Below are 20,494 nucleotides of genomic sequence, written 5' to 3'. Positions count from 1 at the left end.
ATTTTCTAGGTTTAGAAATATAATAAGTATACTTAAAACCTAATAAGGAAAAGCGACGAGAAGGAGAAGTAGAAAATCAGGCTTTTTACAGAGAGAACCACCTTTAGGCTGGAAGTGGTTTATAAGCGGATTTTTGAAATGCCCCTTCGAGTCTTCTGTTGAACAGCGAAGTATTTCGCGGAACGTCTTAGGGCGCCAAAGTAAACAGAAGCGGTGCAAACCGTTATCATGGATGAGTTTGAGGCTTTCTTTAGCCTAAACAGAGTGGAACCGCGCTTAAAAGGCGTCTCTGTCAATATGACAGAGGCGTCTTTTTTTTATACCATATAAATAGGTATGAGTATAAGTTTTATCTCCTTGTATAAAGATTTAGAGTATAAATGGGGAGTTAAGGTAGTTAGTTCACTCGAAAAAGCAGCCCATAAAGGGGAGGGGACATCGATGTTTAAGAGGCTTCGAGAAGATATTGAAGTCGTTTTTGAACAGGATCCAGCGGCACGAAGTTATTTCGAAGTCATTTTGACCTACTCTGGATTACATGCAGTTTGGTCTCATCGAATTGCACATGCTTTTTATAAAAAGAATTTCTTCTTTATTGCACGTTGGATCTCACAAGTTAGTCGTTTCTTTACTGGCATCGAGATTCATCCAGGAGCAACTATTGGTCGTCGTTTTTTCATTGACCATGGAATGGGTGTTGTAATTGGAGAAACGTGTGAAATTGGTGATAATGTAACGATTTATCAAGGTGTTACATTAGGTGGTACGGGTAAAGAGAAGGGGAAGAGGCACCCTACAATTCAAGATAATGTATTAATTGCAACAGGTGCTAAAGTACTAGGTTCTATTACAGTTGGAGAGAATTCTAAAATTGGAGCAGGATCTGTTGTATTAAAAGAAGTCCCTGCGCATTCTACAGTTGTAGGTATACCTGGTCGAGTCGTTATTCGAAATGGAGTAAAGATTGGTCAAGAATTAAATCATTCTGATCTTCCGGATCCGATTTTTGATAAATTAAAGGTTATGGAAGTAGAACTTGATAAATTGAAAAAGCAACTTGAAGTAAAGGTAGAAAGGAAGGATAAAAATGACTATTCACATTTATAATACGTTAACACGTCAAAAGGAAGAGTTTCTTCCATTAGAAGAAAATAAGGTAAAGATGTATGTGTGCGGACCTACAGTTTATAACTACATTCACATTGGGAATGCAAGACCACCTATGGTATTTGATACAGTACGCCGTTATTTAGAATATAAAGGATATGATGTGCAGTATGTATCTAACTTTACTGATGTGGATGATAAATTAATTAAGGCGGCAAATGAATTAGGCGAAGATGTGCCAACAATTGCAGATCGTTTTGTTGAAGCTTACTTTGAAGATGTAACAGCGTTAGGTTGCAAACATGCAACGGTTCATCCACGCGTAACGGAAAATATGGATATCATTATTGAGTTTATTCAAGAACTTGTGAATAAAGGGTTTGCGTATGAATCAGAAGGTGATGTGTACTTTAGAACGAAAGAATTCGAAGGTTACGGTAAATTATCGCATCAACCAATTGCAGATTTACGTCACGGTGCGCGTATTGAAGTAGGAGAAAAGAAACAAGATCCTCTTGATTTTGCTTTATGGAAAGCTGCGAAAGAAGGAGAAATCTTCTGGGAAAGCCCTTGGGGTAAAGGACGTCCAGGGTGGCATATTGAATGCTCAGCGATGGCACGTAAGTACTTAGGGGACACAATTGATATTCATGCTGGTGGTCAAGATTTAGCATTTCCTCATCATGAAAATGAAATTGCACAGTCAGAGGCGTTAACAGGAAAAACATTTGCACGTTACTGGATGCATAATGGATATATTAATATTAATAATGAGAAGATGTCTAAGTCGCTTGGAAACTTCATTTTAGTTCACGATATCATTAAGCAATATGATCCGCAGTTAATTAGATTCTTTATGCTATCAGTACATTACCGTCATCCGATTAACTTTAGTGAAGAGTTATTACAAAGCACGAATAACGGACTAGAAAGAATTAAAACGGCTTACGGTAACTTAAAGCATCGTATGGAGAGTAGCGCAAATTTAACAGATCATAATGAGAAATGGTTAGCTGAAATGGAAAAATTCCAGGGTGCATTTGAAGAAGCAATGGATGATGATTTCAATACGGCTAATGCGATTACTGAATTATATAATGTAGCAAATCACGCAAATCAATACTTGTTAGAAGAACATACTTCTAAAGTGGTAATTGAAGCGTATGTAAAACAACTTGAAACATTATTTGATATTTTAGGTTTAGAATTAGCACAAGAAGAATTGCTTGATGAAGAAATTGAGGCACTTATCCAAAAGCGTATTGAAGCTCGTAAAAATCGTGATTTCGCATTATCCGATCAAATTCGCGATGATTTAAAAGAACGTAATATTATTTTAGAAGATACCGCTCAAGGTACAAGATGGAAAAGAGGATAAGAATGATTGATGCAAAGCAATTAAACAGCTTAGCGTTAGCATATATGGGTGATGCGGTATATGAACAATATATCCGCTATCACCTCCTTCAAAAAGGAACAGTTCGCCCTAATCAATTACATCGCTTAGGGACGAGCTTTGTTTCGGCAAAAGCACAGGCGAAAGTTGTTTATCATTTATTAGAGACGGCATTTTTGACAGAGGAAGAAGAGGCGGTATTAAGAAGAGGACGCAATGCGAATTCAGGTACCGTTCCAAAAAATACGGATGTACAAACATATCGACATAGTACAGCTTTTGAAGCATTAATCGGTTATCATCACTTATTAAATAATCGTGAAAGATTAGATGAAATTGTATATAAAGCAATTGCTGTTTTAGAAGAAAAGGAAGGGGGCACATCATCATGAGTAGTGAATATATTATCGGACGTAACCCTGTAATTGAAGCGTTACGATCAGGAAGAGATATTAATAAGATTTGGATCGCAGAAGGTGCTGCCAAAGGGCAAGTGCAGATTGTACTAGCATTAGCGAAAGAGAATAAGATTATTTTACAACATGCACCAAAGAAGAAGTTAGATCAATTAGTTGAGGGTAACCATCAAGGTGTAATTGCTCAAGTGGCTGCATATCAGTATGCTGAGTTAGAAGATTTATTTAAGGTGGCAGAGAAACGTAACGAAGATCCATTCTTCTTAATTTTAGATGAAATTGAAGATCCGCATAACCTAGGTTCTATTATGCGTACTGCTGATGCAACAGGAGCTCATGGGATTATTATTCCGAAAAGAAGGGCTGTAGGACTTACCGCGTCAGTTGCGAAGGCATCGACTGGGGCAATTGAATACATTCCTGTTGCACGCGTGACAAATTTATCTCGTACAATTGATGAATTAAAAGAACGTGGACTTTGGATTGCTGGTACAGATGCCAAAGGGAAAACGGATTATCGTCATTTAGATGGAAATATGCCAATCGGCTTAGTAATTGGAAGTGAAGGAAAAGGTATGAGTCGTATTATTGGTGAAAAGTGTGATTTCCTAATCACTTTACCGATGGTTGGTAAAGTTACATCCTTAAATGCTTCAGTAGCCGCAAGTTTGTTAATGTATGAGGTATATCGTAAACGTAACGAAATTGGTAAATAAGAAATGAACGACATTTTAATCGTTGATGGCTACAACATTATCGGAGCTTGGGGAGACTTGAAGAAACTGCGGGATGTAGATTTGCAATCATCAAGAGACGCACTGATTGATAAGATGGCGGATTATCAAGGTTATACAGGAACAAAGGTAATGATAGTTTTTGATGCCTATACAGTTCATGGTATTGAAAAAAAGGTGAAACAATCGCGTGTGGAAGTAATATTCACGAGAAAGAATCAAACTGCGGATGAAAAGATAGAGCAACTTGCGATTGAGCTTAGAAATATAAATACACAAATATACGTTGCGACTTCTGATTATACAGAACAATGGATTATATTTGCGCAAGGTGCCCTTCGGAAATCTGCACGTGAATTAGAGTTGGAAGTGCAGGCGATGGAGCAACAAGTAAGAAGACGTACAACAGACACGAAAGAAAAGCAACCCGTCATGCGAAAGATATTTAGTAAAGATATTACAGAAAAATTAGAAAAATTAAGAAGAGGAGAGCGTTGAAGCATTGACGCTCTTTATCTTTTTACTGTATAATATTGCTAAATAAATAGCGGTCGGAGGGATCAAAGTGGAAGCAGGCTTCGTAAGTGTAGGCGACGTTACATTTCGTGATTTAGAGGATGAGGCAATCGTTGAGTTAGTTCGAAAAGGTAATACTGACGCTCTAGAATATTTGATTCACAAATATAAGAACTTTGTTCGCGCGAAATCAAGATCTTATTTCTTAGTGGGTGCCGATCGAGAAGATATTGTTCAAGAAGGTATGATTGGATTGTTTAAAGCAATTCGTGATTATAAAGAGGACAAGCTGTCTTCATTCAAAGCATTTGCTGAACTATGTATCACTCGACAAATTATTACCGCTATTAAAACAGCAACAAGGCAAAAACATATTCCATTAAATTCATATATATCTTTAGATAAGCCAATCTATGATGAGGAATCGGATCGAACGCTATTAGATGTTATTTCGGAAGCGAAAGTAACTGACCCTGAAGAAATGATTATAAGTCAGGAAGAATATACAGACATAGAATCGAAAATATCTGAATTATTAAGCGATTTAGAAAGAAAGGTACTGTCTTTATACTTAGATGGACGTTCCTATCAAGAGATTTCAGAACAGTTAAACAGACATGTGAAATCTATTGATAACGCATTGCAGCGTGTAAAAAGGAAATTGGAAAGATATATGGAGATGAGAGAGAGTACAACTTTAAATTCATAGCAAGTAGCGCAGGTGTAAAGTAATTCACCTGTTTTCTTTTTGTGAAGAGAGTAAGAGTCATGACATTGACATTGTCTTTTGTTGTATGATACATTTTTAGGGACATAATGTTACAAGGCTGGTGTAACTGATGAGGAAAAAAGTTGTACTCTCATGTGAAGAGTGTAAAAATCGAAACTACTCTACGATGAAAGATACGAGCTCAGTAGAGCGACTTGAGATAAAGAAGTTTTGTAAAACATGTAATAAGCATACAGTTCACAAGGAAACAAAATAAATAATTGAAATAATAAATTGGAGGTCCCGTAGATGCGTTTAACGAACTTTTTCGGCGATGTAGGTCGCGAAATGAAAAAAGTAAGTTGGCCTAAAAAAGATGAATTACTTCGCTCAACAGCGACAGTTATTGCTACAGTTGTCTTCTTTGCGATTTTCTTCGCAGTAGTTGATATGGGCATTTCTTCTTTAATTCGGTTAATTCTTGGTTAATTCTTGAATAAGAAGCACTTATCCATGATATAATGTTATTTATAAGAACTGTGTAAAAGCCCGGTGAACGGGTTTTTTCATTTGCGCAAAAAAATGCACGTCAGGGAGGGAAGGACGCTCGTCCTAAATGAATGGAAAAAAGTTGGTATGTTGTCCATACTTATTCTGGATATGAAAATAAAGTAAAAGCAAACCTAGAGAAACGTGTAGAATCAATGGGTATGCAAGATAAAATTTTCCGTGTTGTTGTCCCGGAAGAAGTAGAAGTAGAAATGAAAAACGGTAAAGAAAAATTAATGAAAAGAAAAGTGTTCCCAGGTTACGTGTTAGTAGAACTAATCATGACTGATGATTCTTGGTATGTTGTTCGTAATACACCGGGTGTAACAGGTTTTGTTGGTTCTTCAGGCTCTGGATCTAAACCATCGCCTCTATTAGAAGAGGAAGTCGTTACCATTATGAAGCATATGGGAATGGACAATGAAGTGGTTGATTTCGACTTTGAACTCCATGAGACAGTACGTGTAAATGAAGGTCCATTCGCCGATTATACAGGTGCAATTGAAGAAATTGATGTGGAGAAGAAAAAAGTTAGTGTGCTTGTAGACATGTTTGGCCGCGAGACTCCGGTTGAACTTGACTTCCATCAAATTGAAAAATTATAAAATGAAACTTGAAATGAATTGTAAAAAGTGATAATATCTTTTAAGTCAGTACGTCTTCGTTATCGGAGACGTTTTTTGAAAGATTTTATCGCTACGATAAAATATGACGTGGGAGGGCAAATCACTGTCCAATTGACCACATCACGGACTTAAGGAGGTGTGTCTCGTGGCTAAAAAGGTAATTAAAATGGTAAAGCTTCAAATTCCTGCAGGTAAAGCTAACCCAGCTCCACCAGTTGGTCCAGCATTAGGACAAGCAGGTGTTAACATCATGGGCTTCTGTAAAGAGTTTAACGCTCGTACAGCAGATCAAGCTGGTCTTATCATCCCTGTTGAAATTACGGTATTTGAGGACCGTTCATTCACTTTCATTACTAAAACTCCTCCTGCTGCTGTTCTTCTTAAGAAAGTAGCTGGTATTGAGTCTGGTTCTGGTGAACCAAACCGTAATAAAGTGGCAACTGTTAAGCGTGATAAAGTACGCGAAATCGCTGAAACTAAAATGCCTGACCTAAACGCTGCTAGCGTAGAAGCTGCAATGCGTATGGTTGAAGGTACTGCACGCAGTATGGGCATCGTTATCGAAGACTAATTCGATTTGTTTTTTTTAAAAAGGTTGCGGGTCTGGAATTCCAATTCGCAACCTTTATTATCGTAAATGATTATTGTTTTTAAATAAATGGATGGCGCGCATCCTCAGGTTATACCTGAAAATAAGCGTAAACGTGGGAGGTTATTCCGCTAAAACCACATTCGAGGAGGAAATAAAAATGGCTAAAAGAGGTAAAAAGTACGTAGAAGCTGCAAAGCTTGTTGATCGTGCAGCTGCTTACTCTGCAACAGAAGCAGTAGAATTAGTAAAGAAAACAAACACAGCTAAATTTGATGCAACTGTAGAAGCTGCATTCCGTTTAGGTGTTGACCCTAAGAAAGCTGACCAACAAATCCGTGGTGCAGTTGTTCTTCCACACGGTACTGGTAAAGTACAACGTGTATTAGTATTCGCTAAAGGCGAAAAAGCTAAAGAAGCTGAAGCTGCTGGAGCTGACTTCGTAGGCGATGCTGATTACATCGGTAAAATCCAACAAGGTTGGTTCGATTTCGATGTAGTAGTAGCAACTCCTGACATGATGGGTGAAGTTGGTAAACTTGGTCGCGTATTAGGACCTAAAGGTTTAATGCCAAACCCTAAAACTGGAACAGTTACTTTCGATGTAACTAAAGCTGTTAACGAAATCAAAGCTGGTAAAGTTGAATACCGCGTTGATAAAGCTGGTAACATCCACGTTCCAATCGGTAAAGTATCTTTCGAAGATGCTAAACTAGTAGAAAACTTCAAAACAATTGCTGACACTTTACAAAAAGTTAAGCCAGCTGCTGCAAAAGGTACTTACATGAAGAACGTAACAGTTGCTTCTACAATGGGACCTGGCGTACGTGTAGACGTTTCTACATTAGCGTAAAAATTGGAAGTTGACTTCATAAAGAAGTTTTTATATAATCATTTATGTTGTGAATTTAAATAGTGTACCGTAGACAGTAGGTGTCAATAGACTTAATTTCCTACCTAGGTGTTAATATACGAAGCGGAATTTTTTTCTGTGACTATATGCCTCCATGTCTACAAGTTGGGCATGGAGGTTTTTAGTGCACTTTCGGTACATCTTCTATATAATCTACAGGAGGTGTAATAACATGAGCAAAGTAATCGAAACTAAACAACAAGTTGTAACTGAAATCGCGGACAAACTTCGCGCTAGTAAATCTACAATCGTTGTTGACTACCGTGGTTTAACAGTTTCTGAAGCAACAGAATTACGTAAGCAATTACGTGAAGCTGGCGTTGAGTTCAAAGTTTACAAAAACTCTTTAACTCGTCGTGCTGCAGAGTCTGCTGAAATGGCTGAGTTAAATGAATTCTTAACAGGACCAAACGCAATCGCGTTCAGTAACGAGGATGTAGTTGCTCCTGCGAAAGTATTAAACGACTTCGCTACAAAACACGAAGCTTTAGAAATTAAAGCGGGCGTAATCGAAGGTAAACTTGTAACACTTGATGAGGTTAAAGCTATCGCTACTCTTCCATCACGTGAAGGCTTACTTTCTATGCTTCTTAGCGTTCTTCAAGCTCCAATCCGTAACCTTGCACTTGCTACTAAAGCAGTTGCAGAACAAAAGGAAGAGCAAGGCGCTTAATTTTTTAAAAGATAATTACTTGTTATCTATAAAACAATACAAACCTATTTAAGGGAGGATATTTACAATGACTAAAGAACAAATCATTGAAGCAGTTAAATCTATGACTGTATTAGAACTTAACGACTTAGTAAAAGCTATCGAGGAAGAATTCGGCGTAACTGCTGCTGCTCCTGTAGCTGTAGCTGGTGGCGCTGGTGAAGCTGCTGCTGAGAAAACTGAGTTTGACGTAGTACTTGCAAGTGCTGGCGCTCAAAAAATCAAAGTTATCAAAGCTGTACGTGAAATCACTGGTCTTGGCTTAAAAGAAGCTAAAGAATTAGTTGACAACACTCCAAAAGCAATCAAAGAAGGCGTTTCTAAAGAGGAAGCTGAAGAAATGAAAGCTAAACTTGAAGAAGTTGGCGCTGCTGTAGAAGTTAAGTAATTAACTTTTGATGCTTTAAAAAAGCTCGCTCTCATGCGAGCTTTTTTTTTAACTGTAAAGAAAAGAGGTGGCCATATGGCAGACCATTATTTTTCTAACGACCCTTCTAGTAAAAGTGATCGTAAACGATGGGAATTTGCACTTCGTGGATCTCAATTTACTTTTTTATCTGACCATGGGGTGTTTTCGAAAAACGAGGTGGACTTTGGTTCCCGTCTTTTAATTGAAGCGTTTCAAATGCCGGATATTAAAGGTGATATATTAGACGTAGGTTGCGGATACGGTCCTATTGGTTTGTCGTTAGCGAAAGAGTTTCAAGGTCGTGAAGTTCACATGGTGGATGTGAATGAAAGGGCGCTTGGGCTTGCGAAAGAAAATGCCGCTAATAACAGAATCGAGAATATACGTATTTTTCAAAGTAGCGTCTATGAAAATGTAGATGGCAAGTATGCTGCTATTTTATCTAATCCTCCAATTCGTGCTGGTAAAGATATCGTGCATGAGATTTTAGAAAAGGCTGAGGAGTATTTAGTTCCAGGTGGAGAACTGTGGATTGTTATTCAAAAGAAGCAGGGTGCACCATCTGCGCTGAAAAAACTAGAAGAAGTATTTTCTGAAGTTGAAGTTGTAGAAAAGAAAAAAGGATATTATATCATAAAATCAAAAAAACGTTGACGGTTATTTTTGGCTATGTTAACATTATACAATGCCAATATATGATTTTCTGCGTTGAGAAAGATGTATATTTTTGTTTCTCTTGGAAAAGATAGTAAAATCAGCAGATTATGAAACAGAATGATGGTTTTCTTATAGAAGCCATTTTTCTTTTTTGAGCAGGTAGAAAGACTCAACGTATTTATCTTTAAGAGAAAAAAACTACGCTAATAGCAGTAGTTGTATTTATTTGTGATTTTGCACAAATTTTTTTGTGCATTTATAATACTCATGATTTGAGGGGTGAAGCAGTTGACAGGTCAACTAGTTCAATACGGACGCCACCGCCAACGAAGAAGTTATGCCCGTATTAGTGAAGTATTAGAGTTACCAAATCTTATCGAAATTCAAACCTCTTCTTATCAGTGGTTTCTTGATGAGGGTTTGCGAGAAATGTTCCAAGACATTTCTCCGATTGAAGACTTTACGGGAAATCTATCGCTTGAATTTATCGACTACAGCTTAGGTGAACCTAAATACTCTGTAGAAGAATGCAAAGAGCGTGATGTGACGTATGCAGCACCACTTCGTGTAAAAGTGCGTCTAATCAACAAGGAAACTGGTGAAGTAAAAGAACAAGATGTGTTCATGGGAGATTTCCCACTCATGACAGAGACTGGAACATTCGTAATTAACGGTGCAGAACGTGTTATCGTTTCCCAGTTAGTTCGCTCTCCAAGCGTATACTATAGTGGCAAAGTGGATAAAAACGGAAAACGTGGTTTTACTGCTACTGTAATTCCAAACCGCGGAGCTTGGTTAGAGTATGAAACAGATGCTAAGGATGTTGTATATGTGCGTATTGACCGTACGCGTAAACTTCCTGTAACTGTTTTGTTACGCGCATTAGGGTTTGGCTCTGATCAAGAAATCACCGAGCTTTTAGGTGATAACGAATACTTAAGCAACACGTTAGAAAAAGACAACACAGATAGCACAGAAAAAGCATTGCTTGAAATTTATGAGCGCCTACGTCCTGGTGAACCACCAACAGTAGAAAATGCAAAGAGCTTACTTGTGTCTCGTTTCTTTGATCCAAAGCGCTACGATTTAGCAAATGTAGGTCGCTATAAGATCAACAAAAAGCTACACATTAAAAACAGATTGTTTAACCAACGTTTAGCTGAAACATTAGTGGATCCAGAAACTGGTGAAATTTTAGCGGCAGAAGGAACAATCTTAGATCGTCGTACACTGGATCGCATTTTACCTTACTTAGAGAAAAACATTGGATTCAAAACAGCGAAACCAATGGGTGGAGTGGTAGAAGGCGATGTTGAGCTGCAATCTATTAAGATTTATGCTCCTGAATCAGAGGGCGAACGTTCTATCAACGTAATTGGGAATGCAAATATTACTCGCGATGTAAAACACATCACACCAGGTGATATTCTTGCTTCTATTAGTTACTTCTTTAACTTACTATACAAAGTAGGGGACACAGATGATATTGACCACTTAGGAAATCGTCGTCTGCGTTCTGTAGGAGAACTATTACAAAACCAATTCCGTATCGGTCTTTCTCGTATGGAACGTGTTGTTCGTGAGAGAATGTCGATTCAAGATACAAATGCAATTACGCCACAGGCATTAATTAATATCCGTCCTGTTATTGCATCTATTAAAGAGTTCTTCGGAAGTTCTCAGTTATCTCAGTTCATGGACCAAACAAACCCATTAGCAGAGTTAACTCACAAACGAAGACTATCTGCATTAGGACCTGGTGGTTTAACGCGTGAGCGCGCAGGCTTTGAAGTACGTGACGTTCATTATTCTCACTACGGTCGTATGTGTCCAATTGAAACACCAGAGGGACCAAACATCGGTTTGATTAACTCATTATCTTCGTTCGCGAAAGTAAATGAGTTTGGTTTCATCGAAACACCATACCGTCGTGTCGACCCAGAAACTGGTCTTGTAACAGGGCAGGTTGATTATTTAACAGCAGATGAAGAAGATAATTATGTTGTAGCCCAAGCGAATATGAAATTATCTGAACAAGGGGAATTCCTTGATGAAGATATCGTAGCTCGTTTCCGTGGTGAAAACATTGTCACAAATAAAGAACGTATCGACTACATGGATGTATCTCCAAAACAAGTAGTGTCGGCAGCGACAGCTTGTATTCCGTTCTTAGAAAACGATGACTCTAACCGCGCACTTATGGGAGCGAACATGCAACGTCAGGCGGTTCCGTTAATGAATCCGGAATCTCCGATTGTAGGTACAGGTATGGAGTACGTATCAGCAAAAGACTCAGGAGCTGCAGTAATCTGTAAACATCCTGGTATTGTTGAACGCGTAGAAGCACGTGAAGTTTGGGTACGTCGCTATGTAGAAGTTGACGGTCAAACAGTAAAAGGCGATTTAGATCGCTATAAAATGCAGAAATTCATTCGTTCTAACCAAGGAACTTGTTACAATCAACGTCCAATCGTAAGTGTTGGAAATGAAGTTGTAAAAGGTGAAATCCTTGCGGATGGTCCTTCTATGGAATTAGGTGAACTAGCACTTGGACGTAACGTGCTTGTTGGCTTTATGACATGGGACGGTTATAACTATGAGGATGCGATCATTATGAGTGAGCGCCTTGTAAAAGATGATGTGTACACTTCTATTCATATTGAAGAATATGAATCAGAAGCTCGTGATACGAAGCTTGGACCAGAAGAAATTACACGTGATATTCCGAATGTTGGAGAAGATGCACTTCGTAATCTTGACGAGCGCGGTATTATTCGCGTCGGTGCTGAAGTAAAAGATGGAGACCTACTTGTTGGTAAAGTAACACCTAAAGGTGTAACAGAATTAACAGCAGAAGAACGTCTATTACATGCAATCTTCGGTGAAAAAGCACGTGAAGTACGTGATACATCACTACGTGTACCACACGGTGGTGGCGGTATTATCTTAGACGTAAAAGTATTCAACCGTGAAGATGGCGATGAATTGCCACCAGGCGTGAATCAACTTGTACGTGCATATATCGTTCAAAAACGTAAAATTTCTGAAGGTGACAAGATGGCCGGACGTCACGGTAACAAAGGTGTTATCTCTCGTATTTTACCAGAAGAAGATATGCCTTACTTACCAGACGGTACGCCAATCGATATCATGTTAAACCCATTAGGGGTACCATCTCGTATGAATATCGGTCAGGTATTAGAGCTTCATCTTGGTATGGCAGCAAGATACCTTGGTATTCACATTGCAACACCAGTATTCGATGGTGCTCGTGAGGAAGATGTATGGGGCACAATTGAAGAAGCTGGTATGGCAAATGACGCGAAAACAATCCTGTATGACGGACGTACTGGTGAGCCATTCGATAACCGCGTATCTGTTGGTGTCATGTATATGATCAAACTTGCGCACATGGTTGACGATAAACTTCATGCTCGTTCTACTGGACCATACTCACTTGTAACGCAGCAACCTCTTGGAGGTAAAGCTCAGTTCGGTGGACAGCGTTTCGGTGAGATGGAGGTTTGGGCACTTGAAGCTTACGGTGCTGCTTATACTCTTCAAGAAATCTTAACAGTGAAGTCGGATGACGTTGTTGGACGTGTTAAGACGTATGAAGCTATTGTTAAAGGTGAAAATGTTCCAGAACCAGGCGTTCCTGAATCATTCAAAGTATTGATTAAAGAACTGCAAAGTTTAGGTATGGACGTTAAAATGATGTCAATCGACGATACAGAAATTGAAATGCGTGATACGGAAGATGATGATGATCATCAATCAGCAGATAAATTGAATGTTGAAGTTGAGACAACTAAGGAATAATTGGGATAACCTGTAGACTAAAAGGGAGGTAGGCCCCTTGATAGATGTAAATAACTTTGAATATATGAAGATTGGACTTGCTTCACCTGACAAGATTCGTTCTTGGTCATACGGTGAAGTTAAGAAACCAGAAACAATTAACTATCGTACGTTAAAGCCTGAAAAAGATGGCTTGTTCTGTGAGCGTATTTTCGGACCACAAAAGGACTGGGAATGTCATTGCGGAAAATACAAACGTGTACGTTATAAAGGTGTAGTTTGTGATCGATGTGGCGTTGAAGTAACGCGTGCAAAAGTTCGTCGTGAACGTATGGGTCATATCGAATTAGCTGCTCCTGTATCTCATATTTGGTATTTCAAAGGTATCCCGAGCCGCATGGGACTTGTCTTAGACATGTCCCCTCGCGCGCTTGAAGAAGTAATTTACTTCGCTTCTTATGTTGTAACAGAAAGTGGAGATACACCACTTGATAAGAAGCAATTACTTTCTGAAAAAGAATACCGTGCATATCGTGATCGATATGGTAGCACATTCCAAGCTGCTATGGGTGCAGAAGCAATTAAAAAACTACTACAAGACATCGATTTAGATAAAGAAGTAGACTTCTTAAAAGAAGAATTAAAAACAGCGCAAGGACAACGTCGTACTCGTGCTATTAAACGTCTAGAAGTATTAGAAGCATTCCGTAACTCTGGAAATGAGCCATCTTGGATGATCCTAGATGTTCTACCAGTTATCCCACCAGAACTACGCCCAATGGTACAGTTAGATGGTGGACGTTTTGCTACTTCTGATTTAAACGACTTATATCGTCGTGTAATTAACCGTAACAACCGTTTAAAACGTCTATTGGACTTAGGTGCGCCAAGCATCATCGTTCAAAACGAAAAACGTATGTTACAAGAAGCTGTAGACGCATTAATCGATAATGGTCGTCGTGGCCGTCCAGTTACTGGACCAGGTAACCGTCCATTAAAATCACTATCTCACATGCTTAAAGGTAAACAAGGACGTTTCCGTCAAAACTTATTAGGTAAACGTGTTGACTACTCTGGCCGTTCTGTAATCGTTGTAGGACCGAACTTAAAGATGTACCAATGTGGATTACCGAAAGAAATGGCGCTTGAATTGTTTAAGCCTTTCGTTATGAAAGAGTTAGTTGGAAAAGGATTAGCACACAACATTAAGAGTGCTAAACGTAAAATCGAGCGTGTACAACCTGAAGTTTGGGACGTTTTAGAATCTGTGATTAAAGAGCATCCAGTACTTCTAAACCGCGCACCAACACTTCACCGTCTTGGTATCCAGGCGTTTGAACCTACATTAGTAGAAGGTCGCGCAATCCGTCTTCATCCACTTGTATGTACTGCATACAACGCTGACTTTGACGGTGACCAAATGGCGGTTCACGTACCTTTATCATCAGAAGCACAAGCAGAAGCTCGTATTCTTATGTTAGCGGCACAAAACATCTTGAATCCGAAAGACGGTAAGCCAGTTGTTACTCCATCTCAGGATATGGTATTAGGTAACTATTACTTAACACTTGAGCGTGAAGGTGCAATCGGTGAAGGTATGGTCTTCAAGGATGCAAACGAAGCAATACTTGCATATCAAAACGGATATGTACATCTGCACACACGTGTTGCAGTTGCTGCAAGTTCAGTAAATAACGTAACATTTACTGAAGAGCAAAAAGGTAAGCTTCTATTAACAACAGTTGGTAAATTAATATTTAACGAAATTTTACCAGAGTCGTTCCCTTATATTAATGAACCAACAAACTCAAACCTTGAAAAAGAAACTCCAGCGGAGTATTTCGTTGAAAAAGGTGCGAACATTAAAGAGATTATTGCGAGTCGCGAAGAAGTGGCGCCATTTAGCAAGAAAATCCTTGGTAACATTATTGCGGAAGTATTTAAACGTTTCAAAATTACAGAGACGTCTCGTATGCTTGACCGTATGAAAAACTTAGGATTTAGATACTCTACAAAAGCTGGTATTACAGTTGGGGTATCTGACATTCTTGTATTAGGTGAAAAAGATGAAATTCTCCACGAAGCACAAGCAAAAGTTGATAATGTAATCAAACAATTCCGTCGCGGTTTAATCACGGAAGAAGAACGTTACGATCGCGTTATCTCTATTTGGAGTAATGCAAAAGATGTTATCCAAGGAAAACTGATGAAATCCTTGAATAAACGCAATCCAATCTTCATGATGAGTGATTCCGGTGCCCGTGGTAACGCATCGAACTTTACTCAGCTTGCTGGTATGCGTGGTCTGATGGCCAATCCATCTGGTCGTATCATTGAACTTCCAATCAAATCAAGTTTCCGTGAAGGTTTAACAGTACTTGAGTACTTCATCTCTACGCATGGTGCACGTAAAGGTCTTGCCGATACAGCACTTAAAACTGCCGATTCTGGTTACTTAACACGTCGTCTTGTTGACGTGGCACAAGATGTAATCGTTCGTGAAGATGATTGTGGAACAGATCGCGGTTTATTAATCGGTGCGATTAAAGAGGGTAATGAAGTTATTGAGTCGTTATATGATCGTCTTGTTGGACGTTTTGCAAGAAAAACTGTAAAACATCCTGAAACAGGTGAAGTATTAGTTGCTGAAAATCAATTAATTACTGAAGATATTGCTCATATCGTTGAAAATTCGGGTGTTGAAACTGTAAACATTCGTTCAGCGTTTACGTGTAACACTCGCCACGGTGTATGTAAGAAGTGTTACGGTCGTAACTTAGCAACTGGTACAGACGTAGAAGTAGGAGAAGCGGTAGGTATTATCGCAGCCCAATCTATCGGTGAGCCAGGTACACAGTTAACGATGCGTACGTTCCATACAGGTGGGGTTGCCGGAGATGATATCACTCAAGGTTTACCTCGTATCCAAGAGATCTTCGAGGCTCGTAATCCGAAAGGTCAGGCGGTTATCAGTGAAATCGACGGTGTTATCGCAGCGATCAACGATGTTAAAGATCGCCAAGAAGTAGTTGTACAGGGTGAAGTTGAAGCTCGTACGTATGCTATTCCTTACGGTGCTCGTCTGAAAGTAACTCCAGGACAGCCAATTAGCCACGGTAAAGAGTTAACAGAAGGTTCTATTGATCCGAAAGAATTACTAAAAGTAACGGACATTACAGCAGTTCAAGAATACTTATTACGTGAAGTTCAAAAAGTATACCGTATGCAAGGGGTAGAAATTGGTGACAAACACGTAGAAGTAATGGTACGTCAAATGCTGCGTAAAGTTCGTGTAAGTGATGCAGGTGAAACAGATGTATTACCAGGAACATTACTAGATATCCATCAGTTTACTGATGCGAATGCAAAGGTGTTACTGCAAGGTAAACAACCAGCAACAGCTAGACCAGTTCTACTTGGTATTACAAAAGCTTCACTTGAAACAGATTCGTTCTTATCTGCAGCTTCGTTCCAAGAAACAACTCGTGTTCTAACGGATGCAGCAATTAAAGGTAAACGCGATGAGCTTCTAGGATTGAAAGAGAATGTTATTATCGGTAAGCTTGTTCCTGCTGGAACAGGTATGAATCGTTATCGCAAAGTGGATCTTGTAAAAACAACACAAGATAACATGAATGTAGAAAACGATGAAGTTTATGTGGAACAGTAAAATTTTCCGTCGTAAATTTTGTATAAAAACAGCTAATCCTAGTTGACATTGTATGAGTCAAAATGTTACTATAATCAAGGTTGCTCCTGAACGATGCTTTGGAGGATATTTATATGTCTTATCAAAAAGTGTCAAATGCTGAAAATGTAGTCGTTGGTCATAAACGCACATTGGAAGCAATTAAAAATGGTATAGTTAAAGAAGTTGTCATTGCGGAAGATGCTGACGTGCGGTTAACCCATGTTATCATTCGTACTGCATTACAACATAACATACCCATAACAAAAGTTGAATCAGTTCGTAAACTTGGAAAAGTTTCGGGGATTCAAGTGGGAGCTTCAGCAATAGGAATAATAAGTTAAAACTGTTTTTGTGAGGAGAGAGCATTTGCTCTCCCTTGCAAAAACTTTGTTTTCAACTAATAATGAACCACCTGGATATGTGGTCATACAAACATGCGAAGGGAGGATAATCAAATGCCTACTATTAACCAATTAGTGAGAAATGGTCGTACTGATAAAGTATGGAAATCTAAATCACCTGCGTTAAACAAAGGGTTCAACTCTTTAAAGAAAAAATCAACTGATATCTCTGCACCTCAAAAACGTGGTGTATGTACTCGTGTTGGTACAATGACTCCAAAGAAACCTAACTCAGCGTTACGTAAATACGCTCGTGTACGTTTAACAAACGGTATTGAAGTTACAGCTTACATCCCAGGTATCGGTCATAACCTACAAGAGCATAGCGTAGTATTAATTCGCGGTGGTCGTGTAAAGGATTTACCGGGGGTACGTTACCACATCGTTCGTGGTGCGCTTGATACAGCTGGTGTTGACAAACGTATGCAAGGACGTTCTAAATATGGTACTAAGCGACCAAAACCTGCTAAAAAATAATAAATTTAAAATGAAAGGAGGAACTCAATATGCCTCGTAAAGGACCTGTTGCAAAACGTGACGTGTTACCAGATCCAATGTACAATTCGAAACTTGTAACACGCCTAATCAACAAAATGATGGTTGACGGTAAAAAAGGTAAATCTCAAACAATTCTTTATAACGCTTTCGATATCGTTCGTGAACGTTCAGATAAAGAACCAATGGAAGTATTCGAGCAAGCTCTTAAGAACATCATGCCTGTTCTTGAAGTACGCGCTCGTCGTGTTGGTGGTGCTAACTACCAAGTTCCAGTTGAGGTTCGTCCAGAACGCCGTACAACTTTAGGTCTTCGCTGGTTAGTAAACTATGCTCGTCTTCGTGGTGAAAAAACTATGGAAGAGCGTCTAGCTTACGAAATCTTAGATGCAGCTAACAACGCTGGTGCATCTGTTAAGAAACGTGAAGATACTCATAAAATGGCAGAAGCTAACAAAGCATTTGCTCATTACCGTTGGTAGGATTCAACGTAAAATAAATGTAAGCATAAACCGCTTTATTTGTCGCTTATGAAAGTGTGGAGAGGGAGAATGCCTCTCCCTTTCGTTGGGCGCTCGTTTTACATAATGAGGGTACTGGACATACTGACATATGTAACAATATAAAGTGGCTTTTTTGCTACTTAAAATAAAAAATCCAATCCATATATGGAAGGAGCAAGACACCAAATGGCAAGAGAGTTCTCTTTAGAAAACACTCGTAATATTGGTATCATGGCTCACATCGATGCTGGTAAAACAACAGCTACTGAGCGTATTCTGTATTATACAGGACGTATTCACAAAATCGGTGAAACTCACGAAGGTGCATCTCAGATGGACTGGATGGAGCAAGAGCAAGAGCGTGGTATCACAATTACTTCTGCTGCAACTACAGCACAATGGAAAGGTCATCGTGTAAACATCATTGATACTCCTGGACACGTAGATTTCACAGTAGAAGTAGAACGTTCTTTACGCGTACTTGATGGCGCGGTAGCAGTACTTGATGCACAATCTGGTGTAGAACCACAAACAGAAACTGTTTGGCGTCAGGCTACTACTTACGGCGTACCTCGTATCGTATTCGTTAACAAAATGGATAAGATTGGTGCAGACTTCTTATACTCTGTAGGAACAATCCACGATCGTTTACAAGCAAACGCACATCCAATTCAGTTACCAATCGGTGCTGAAGATGAGTTCAATGGTATCATTGACCTTGTTGAAGAGTGTGCTTACATGTACGGTAACGATTTAGGAACAGACATCGAGCGTGTCGAAATTCCTGAAGAGCATAAAGAATTAGCTGCAGAATACCGTGGAAAACTTATTGAAGCGGTAGCTGAGCTTGATGAAGAAATGATGATGAAGTACCTAGAAGGTGAAGAAATCACTATAGAAGAGCTTAAAGCTGGTATCCGTAAGGCTACAACTTCTGTAGAATTCTTCCCAGTAATCTGTGGTTCTGCATTCAAAAACAAAGGTGTTCAAATTCTGTTAGACGCAGTTATCGACTACCTACCATCTCCATTAGATGTACCTGCTATTAAAGGTACTCTTCCGGATACAGATGAAGAAGTAGAACGTAAGTCTAGCGATGAAGAACCATTCGCAGCTCTAGCATTCAAAATCATGACTGACCCTTACGTTGGTAAGTTAACGTTCTTCCGTGTGTACTCTGGTGTGTTAAACTCTGGATCATACGTGAAAAACTCAACTAAAGGTAAGCGTGAGCGTGTAGGTCGTATCCTACAAATGCACGCTAACAGCCGTGAAGAGATCTCAACAGTTTACGCTGGTGACATCGCTGCTGCTGTTGGTTTAAAAGATACTACTACTGGTGATACTCTTTGTGACGAGAAGAGCCTTGTTATCCTTGAGTCTATGGAATTCCCAGAGCCAGTTATCTCTGTAGCTATCGAACCAAAATCTAAAGCTGACCAAGATAAAATGGGTACAGCATTATCTAAGCTTTCTGAAGAAGATCCAACATTCCGTGCTCACACTGACCAAGAAACTGGCCAAACTATCATCGCTGGTATGGGTGAACTTCACCTTGATATCATCGTTGACCGTATGCGTCGTGAATTCAAAGTTGAAGCAAACGTTGGTGCTCCTCAGGTAGCATACCGTGAGACTTTCCGCGCTGCTGCGAAAGTTGAAGGTAAGTTCGCTCGTCAATCTGGTGGTCGTGGACAATTCGGTCACGTTTGGATTGAGTTTGAACCTAACGAAGAAGGTAAAGGATTCGAATTCGAAAACAAGATCGTCGGTGGTGTAGTTCCACGTGAATACATCCCAGCTGTTGGAGCAGGTCTTGAAGATGCACTTAAAAATGGTGTACTAGCTGGTTATCCACTAGTTGACATTAAAGCTGCATTAGTTGACGGATCTTACCATGATGTCGATTCATCTGAGATGGCGTTCAAAATCGCTGCATCTATGGCACTTAAAGCTGCGGTTTCTAAATGTAGCCCAGTAATTCTTGAGCCAATGATGAAAGTTGAAGTTGTAATTCCTGAAGAGTACATGGGAGATATCATGGGTGACGTAACATCTCGTCGTGGACGTGTAGAAGGTATGGAAGCTCGCGGTAACGCACAAGTTGTTCGCGCTATGGTTCCACTTTCTGAAATGTTCGGTTATGCGACAGCATTACGTTCTAACACTCAAGGACGCGGAACATTCTCAATGACATTTGATCATTATGAAGAAGTACCAAAGTCTGTTTCTGAAGAAATTATTAAAAAAAATAAAGGTGAATAATTGAT

At 39.3% G+C, this 20,494-nt stretch carries 20 protein-coding genes and 2 other annotated features; all 20 genes read left to right on the top strand.

Features of this window, described 5'->3' with window-relative positions; all coding sequences use genetic code 11:
• Positions 1-46 precede the first annotated feature (46 nt).
• Positions 47-294 (top strand) — a binding site (T-box leader).
• Between the two features lie 147 nt (positions 295-441).
• The 20 genes from cysE to fusA all read left to right on the top strand — a co-directional run bounded on the left by cysE (position 442) and on the right by fusA (position 20,489).
• Positions 442-1,107 carry a serine O-acetyltransferase gene (cysE, locus tag COC96_RS15655; RefSeq protein WP_150985228.1) on the top strand — a complete coding sequence of 222 codons (666 nt, stop codon included), beginning with the start codon at positions 442-444 and terminating at the stop codon, positions 1,105-1,107.
• Positions 1,088-2,485, top strand: a complete 1,398-nt coding sequence (gene cysS, locus COC96_RS15650; protein WP_098769031.1) for a cysteine--tRNA ligase — start codon at positions 1,088-1,090, stop codon at positions 2,483-2,485. The genes cysE and cysS overlap by 20 nt, the downstream gene beginning before the upstream one ends.
• A gap of 2 nt (positions 2,486-2,487) precedes the next feature.
• Positions 2,488-2,895: a Mini-ribonuclease 3 gene (locus COC96_RS15645; protein WP_098769030.1), complete on the top strand. Its 408-nt coding sequence runs from the start codon at positions 2,488-2,490 to the stop codon at positions 2,893-2,895.
• Entirely contained in the window at positions 2,892-3,635 is a 744-nt protein-coding gene (gene rlmB / locus COC96_RS15640; RefSeq protein ID WP_098268757.1) for a 23S rRNA (guanosine(2251)-2'-O)-methyltransferase RlmB, read from the top strand. The genes COC96_RS15645 and rlmB overlap by 4 nt, the downstream gene beginning before the upstream one ends.
• A 3-nt stretch (positions 3,636-3,638) precedes the next feature.
• Positions 3,639-4,151, top strand: a complete 513-nt coding sequence (locus COC96_RS15635; RefSeq protein WP_098769029.1) for an NYN domain-containing protein — start codon at positions 3,639-3,641, stop codon at positions 4,149-4,151.
• A 67-nt stretch (positions 4,152-4,218) separates the two neighbouring features.
• The gene (locus tag COC96_RS15630) at positions 4,219-4,878 is read left to right on the top strand and encodes an RNA polymerase factor sigma-70 (protein WP_097904636.1); all 660 of its coding nucleotides are present in this window, start codon (positions 4,219-4,221) and stop codon (positions 4,876-4,878) included.
• Positions 4,879-5,008: 130 nt separating this feature from the next.
• A complete protein-coding gene (gene rpmG / locus COC96_RS15625) occupies positions 5,009-5,155 on the top strand; it encodes a 50S ribosomal protein L33 (RefSeq protein ID WP_012260172.1) in 147 nt (48 codons plus the stop codon).
• A 32-nt stretch (positions 5,156-5,187) separates the two neighbouring features.
• Positions 5,188-5,367 carry a preprotein translocase subunit SecE gene (gene secE, locus COC96_RS15620; RefSeq protein WP_001241321.1) on the top strand — a complete coding sequence of 60 codons (180 nt, stop codon included), beginning with the start codon at positions 5,188-5,190 and terminating at the stop codon, positions 5,365-5,367.
• A gap of 131 nt (positions 5,368-5,498) precedes the next feature.
• Positions 5,499-6,032 (top strand): transcription termination/antitermination protein NusG, encoded by a 534-nt coding sequence (nusG, locus tag COC96_RS15615; RefSeq protein ID WP_000415794.1) that lies wholly within the window; start codon positions 5,499-5,501, stop codon positions 6,030-6,032.
• A 166-nt stretch (positions 6,033-6,198) separates the two neighbouring features.
• Positions 6,199-6,624: a 50S ribosomal protein L11 gene (gene rplK / locus COC96_RS15610; protein WP_001085872.1), complete on the top strand. Its 426-nt coding sequence runs from the start codon at positions 6,199-6,201 to the stop codon at positions 6,622-6,624.
• A gap of 178 nt (positions 6,625-6,802) precedes the next feature.
• The gene (gene rplA, locus COC96_RS15605) at positions 6,803-7,495 is read left to right on the top strand and encodes a 50S ribosomal protein L1 (RefSeq protein WP_057526845.1); all 693 of its coding nucleotides are present in this window, start codon (positions 6,803-6,805) and stop codon (positions 7,493-7,495) included.
• 49 nt (positions 7,496-7,544) lie between these two features.
• Positions 7,545-7,688 (top strand) — a sequence feature (ribosomal protein L10 leader region).
• A gap of 39 nt (positions 7,689-7,727) precedes the next feature.
• A complete protein-coding gene (gene rplJ / locus COC96_RS15600) occupies positions 7,728-8,228 on the top strand; it encodes a 50S ribosomal protein L10 (protein WP_000048718.1) in 501 nt (166 codons plus the stop codon).
• A 67-nt stretch (positions 8,229-8,295) separates the two neighbouring features.
• Entirely contained in the window at positions 8,296-8,655 is a 360-nt protein-coding gene (gene rplL, locus COC96_RS15595; protein ID WP_000159737.1) for a 50S ribosomal protein L7/L12, read from the top strand.
• 75 nt (positions 8,656-8,730) lie between these two features.
• Positions 8,731-9,330, top strand: coding sequence for a class I SAM-dependent methyltransferase (locus tag COC96_RS15590; RefSeq protein ID WP_098268758.1), 600 nt, complete (start codon positions 8,731-8,733; stop codon positions 9,328-9,330).
• Positions 9,331-9,621: 291 nt separating this feature from the next.
• Entirely contained in the window at positions 9,622-13,155 is a 3,534-nt protein-coding gene (gene rpoB / locus COC96_RS15585; protein WP_098268759.1) for a DNA-directed RNA polymerase subunit beta, read from the top strand.
• A 37-nt stretch (positions 13,156-13,192) separates the two neighbouring features.
• On the top strand, positions 13,193-16,804 hold the full coding sequence (rpoC, locus tag COC96_RS15580; RefSeq protein WP_098268760.1) for a DNA-directed RNA polymerase subunit beta': 3,612 nt from the start codon (positions 13,193-13,195) through the stop codon (positions 16,802-16,804).
• A 113-nt stretch (positions 16,805-16,917) separates the two neighbouring features.
• The gene (locus tag COC96_RS15575; RefSeq protein WP_000121833.1) at positions 16,918-17,166 is read left to right on the top strand and encodes a 50S ribosomal protein L7ae-like protein; all 249 of its coding nucleotides are present in this window, start codon (positions 16,918-16,920) and stop codon (positions 17,164-17,166) included.
• Between the two features lie 114 nt (positions 17,167-17,280).
• On the top strand, positions 17,281-17,703 hold the full coding sequence (rpsL, locus tag COC96_RS15570; protein ID WP_001142341.1) for a 30S ribosomal protein S12: 423 nt from the start codon (positions 17,281-17,283) through the stop codon (positions 17,701-17,703).
• A 29-nt stretch (positions 17,704-17,732) separates the two neighbouring features.
• Entirely contained in the window at positions 17,733-18,203 is a 471-nt protein-coding gene (gene rpsG / locus COC96_RS15565) for a 30S ribosomal protein S7 (RefSeq protein WP_001137492.1), read from the top strand.
• A gap of 207 nt (positions 18,204-18,410) precedes the next feature.
• Positions 18,411-20,489, top strand: a complete 2,079-nt coding sequence (gene fusA / locus COC96_RS15560) for an elongation factor G (RefSeq protein WP_098268761.1) — start codon at positions 18,411-18,413, stop codon at positions 20,487-20,489.
• Positions 20,490-20,494 lie beyond the last annotated feature (5 nt).

The sequence above is a fragment of the Bacillus cereus genome, from assembly GCF_002577405.1.
Lineage (GTDB): Bacteria > Bacillota > Bacilli > Bacillales > Bacillaceae_G > Bacillus_A > Bacillus_A cereus_AU.
The sequence above is the reverse complement of the archived record's forward strand: the minus strand, read 5'-3'. Positions and strand labels throughout refer to the sequence as shown.

Bases quoted from the DNA above. Each gene is read 5' to 3' on its own strand.
- cysE (WP_150985228.1), top strand. From the start codon at position 442: ATGTTTAAGAGGCTTCGAGAAGATATTGAAGTCGTTTTTGAACAGGAT.
- cysS (WP_098769031.1), top strand. From the start codon at position 1,088: ATGACTATTCACATTTATAATACGTTAACACGTCAAAAGGAAGAGTTT.
- COC96_RS15645 (WP_098769030.1), top strand. From the start codon at position 2,488: ATGATTGATGCAAAGCAATTAAACAGCTTAGCGTTAGCATATATGGGT.
- rlmB (WP_098268757.1), top strand. From the start codon at position 2,892: ATGAGTAGTGAATATATTATCGGACGTAACCCTGTAATTGAAGCGTTA.
- COC96_RS15635 (WP_098769029.1), top strand. From the start codon at position 3,639: ATGAACGACATTTTAATCGTTGATGGCTACAACATTATCGGAGCTTGG.
- rpmG (WP_012260172.1), top strand. From the start codon at position 5,009: ATGAGGAAAAAAGTTGTACTCTCATGTGAAGAGTGTAAAAATCGAAAC.
- secE (WP_001241321.1), top strand. From the start codon at position 5,188: ATGCGTTTAACGAACTTTTTCGGCGATGTAGGTCGCGAAATGAAAAAA.
- nusG (WP_000415794.1), top strand. From the start codon at position 5,499: ATGGAAAAAAGTTGGTATGTTGTCCATACTTATTCTGGATATGAAAAT.
- rplA (WP_057526845.1), top strand. From the start codon at position 6,803: ATGGCTAAAAGAGGTAAAAAGTACGTAGAAGCTGCAAAGCTTGTTGAT.
- rplJ (WP_000048718.1), top strand. From the start codon at position 7,728: ATGAGCAAAGTAATCGAAACTAAACAACAAGTTGTAACTGAAATCGCG.
- rplL (WP_000159737.1), top strand. From the start codon at position 8,296: ATGACTAAAGAACAAATCATTGAAGCAGTTAAATCTATGACTGTATTA.
- COC96_RS15590 (WP_098268758.1), top strand. From the start codon at position 8,731: ATGGCAGACCATTATTTTTCTAACGACCCTTCTAGTAAAAGTGATCGT.
- COC96_RS15575 (WP_000121833.1), top strand. From the start codon at position 16,918: ATGTCTTATCAAAAAGTGTCAAATGCTGAAAATGTAGTCGTTGGTCAT.
- rpsL (WP_001142341.1), top strand. From the start codon at position 17,281: ATGCCTACTATTAACCAATTAGTGAGAAATGGTCGTACTGATAAAGTA.
- rpsG (WP_001137492.1), top strand. From the start codon at position 17,733: ATGCCTCGTAAAGGACCTGTTGCAAAACGTGACGTGTTACCAGATCCA.
- fusA (WP_098268761.1), top strand. From the start codon at position 18,411: ATGGCAAGAGAGTTCTCTTTAGAAAACACTCGTAATATTGGTATCATG.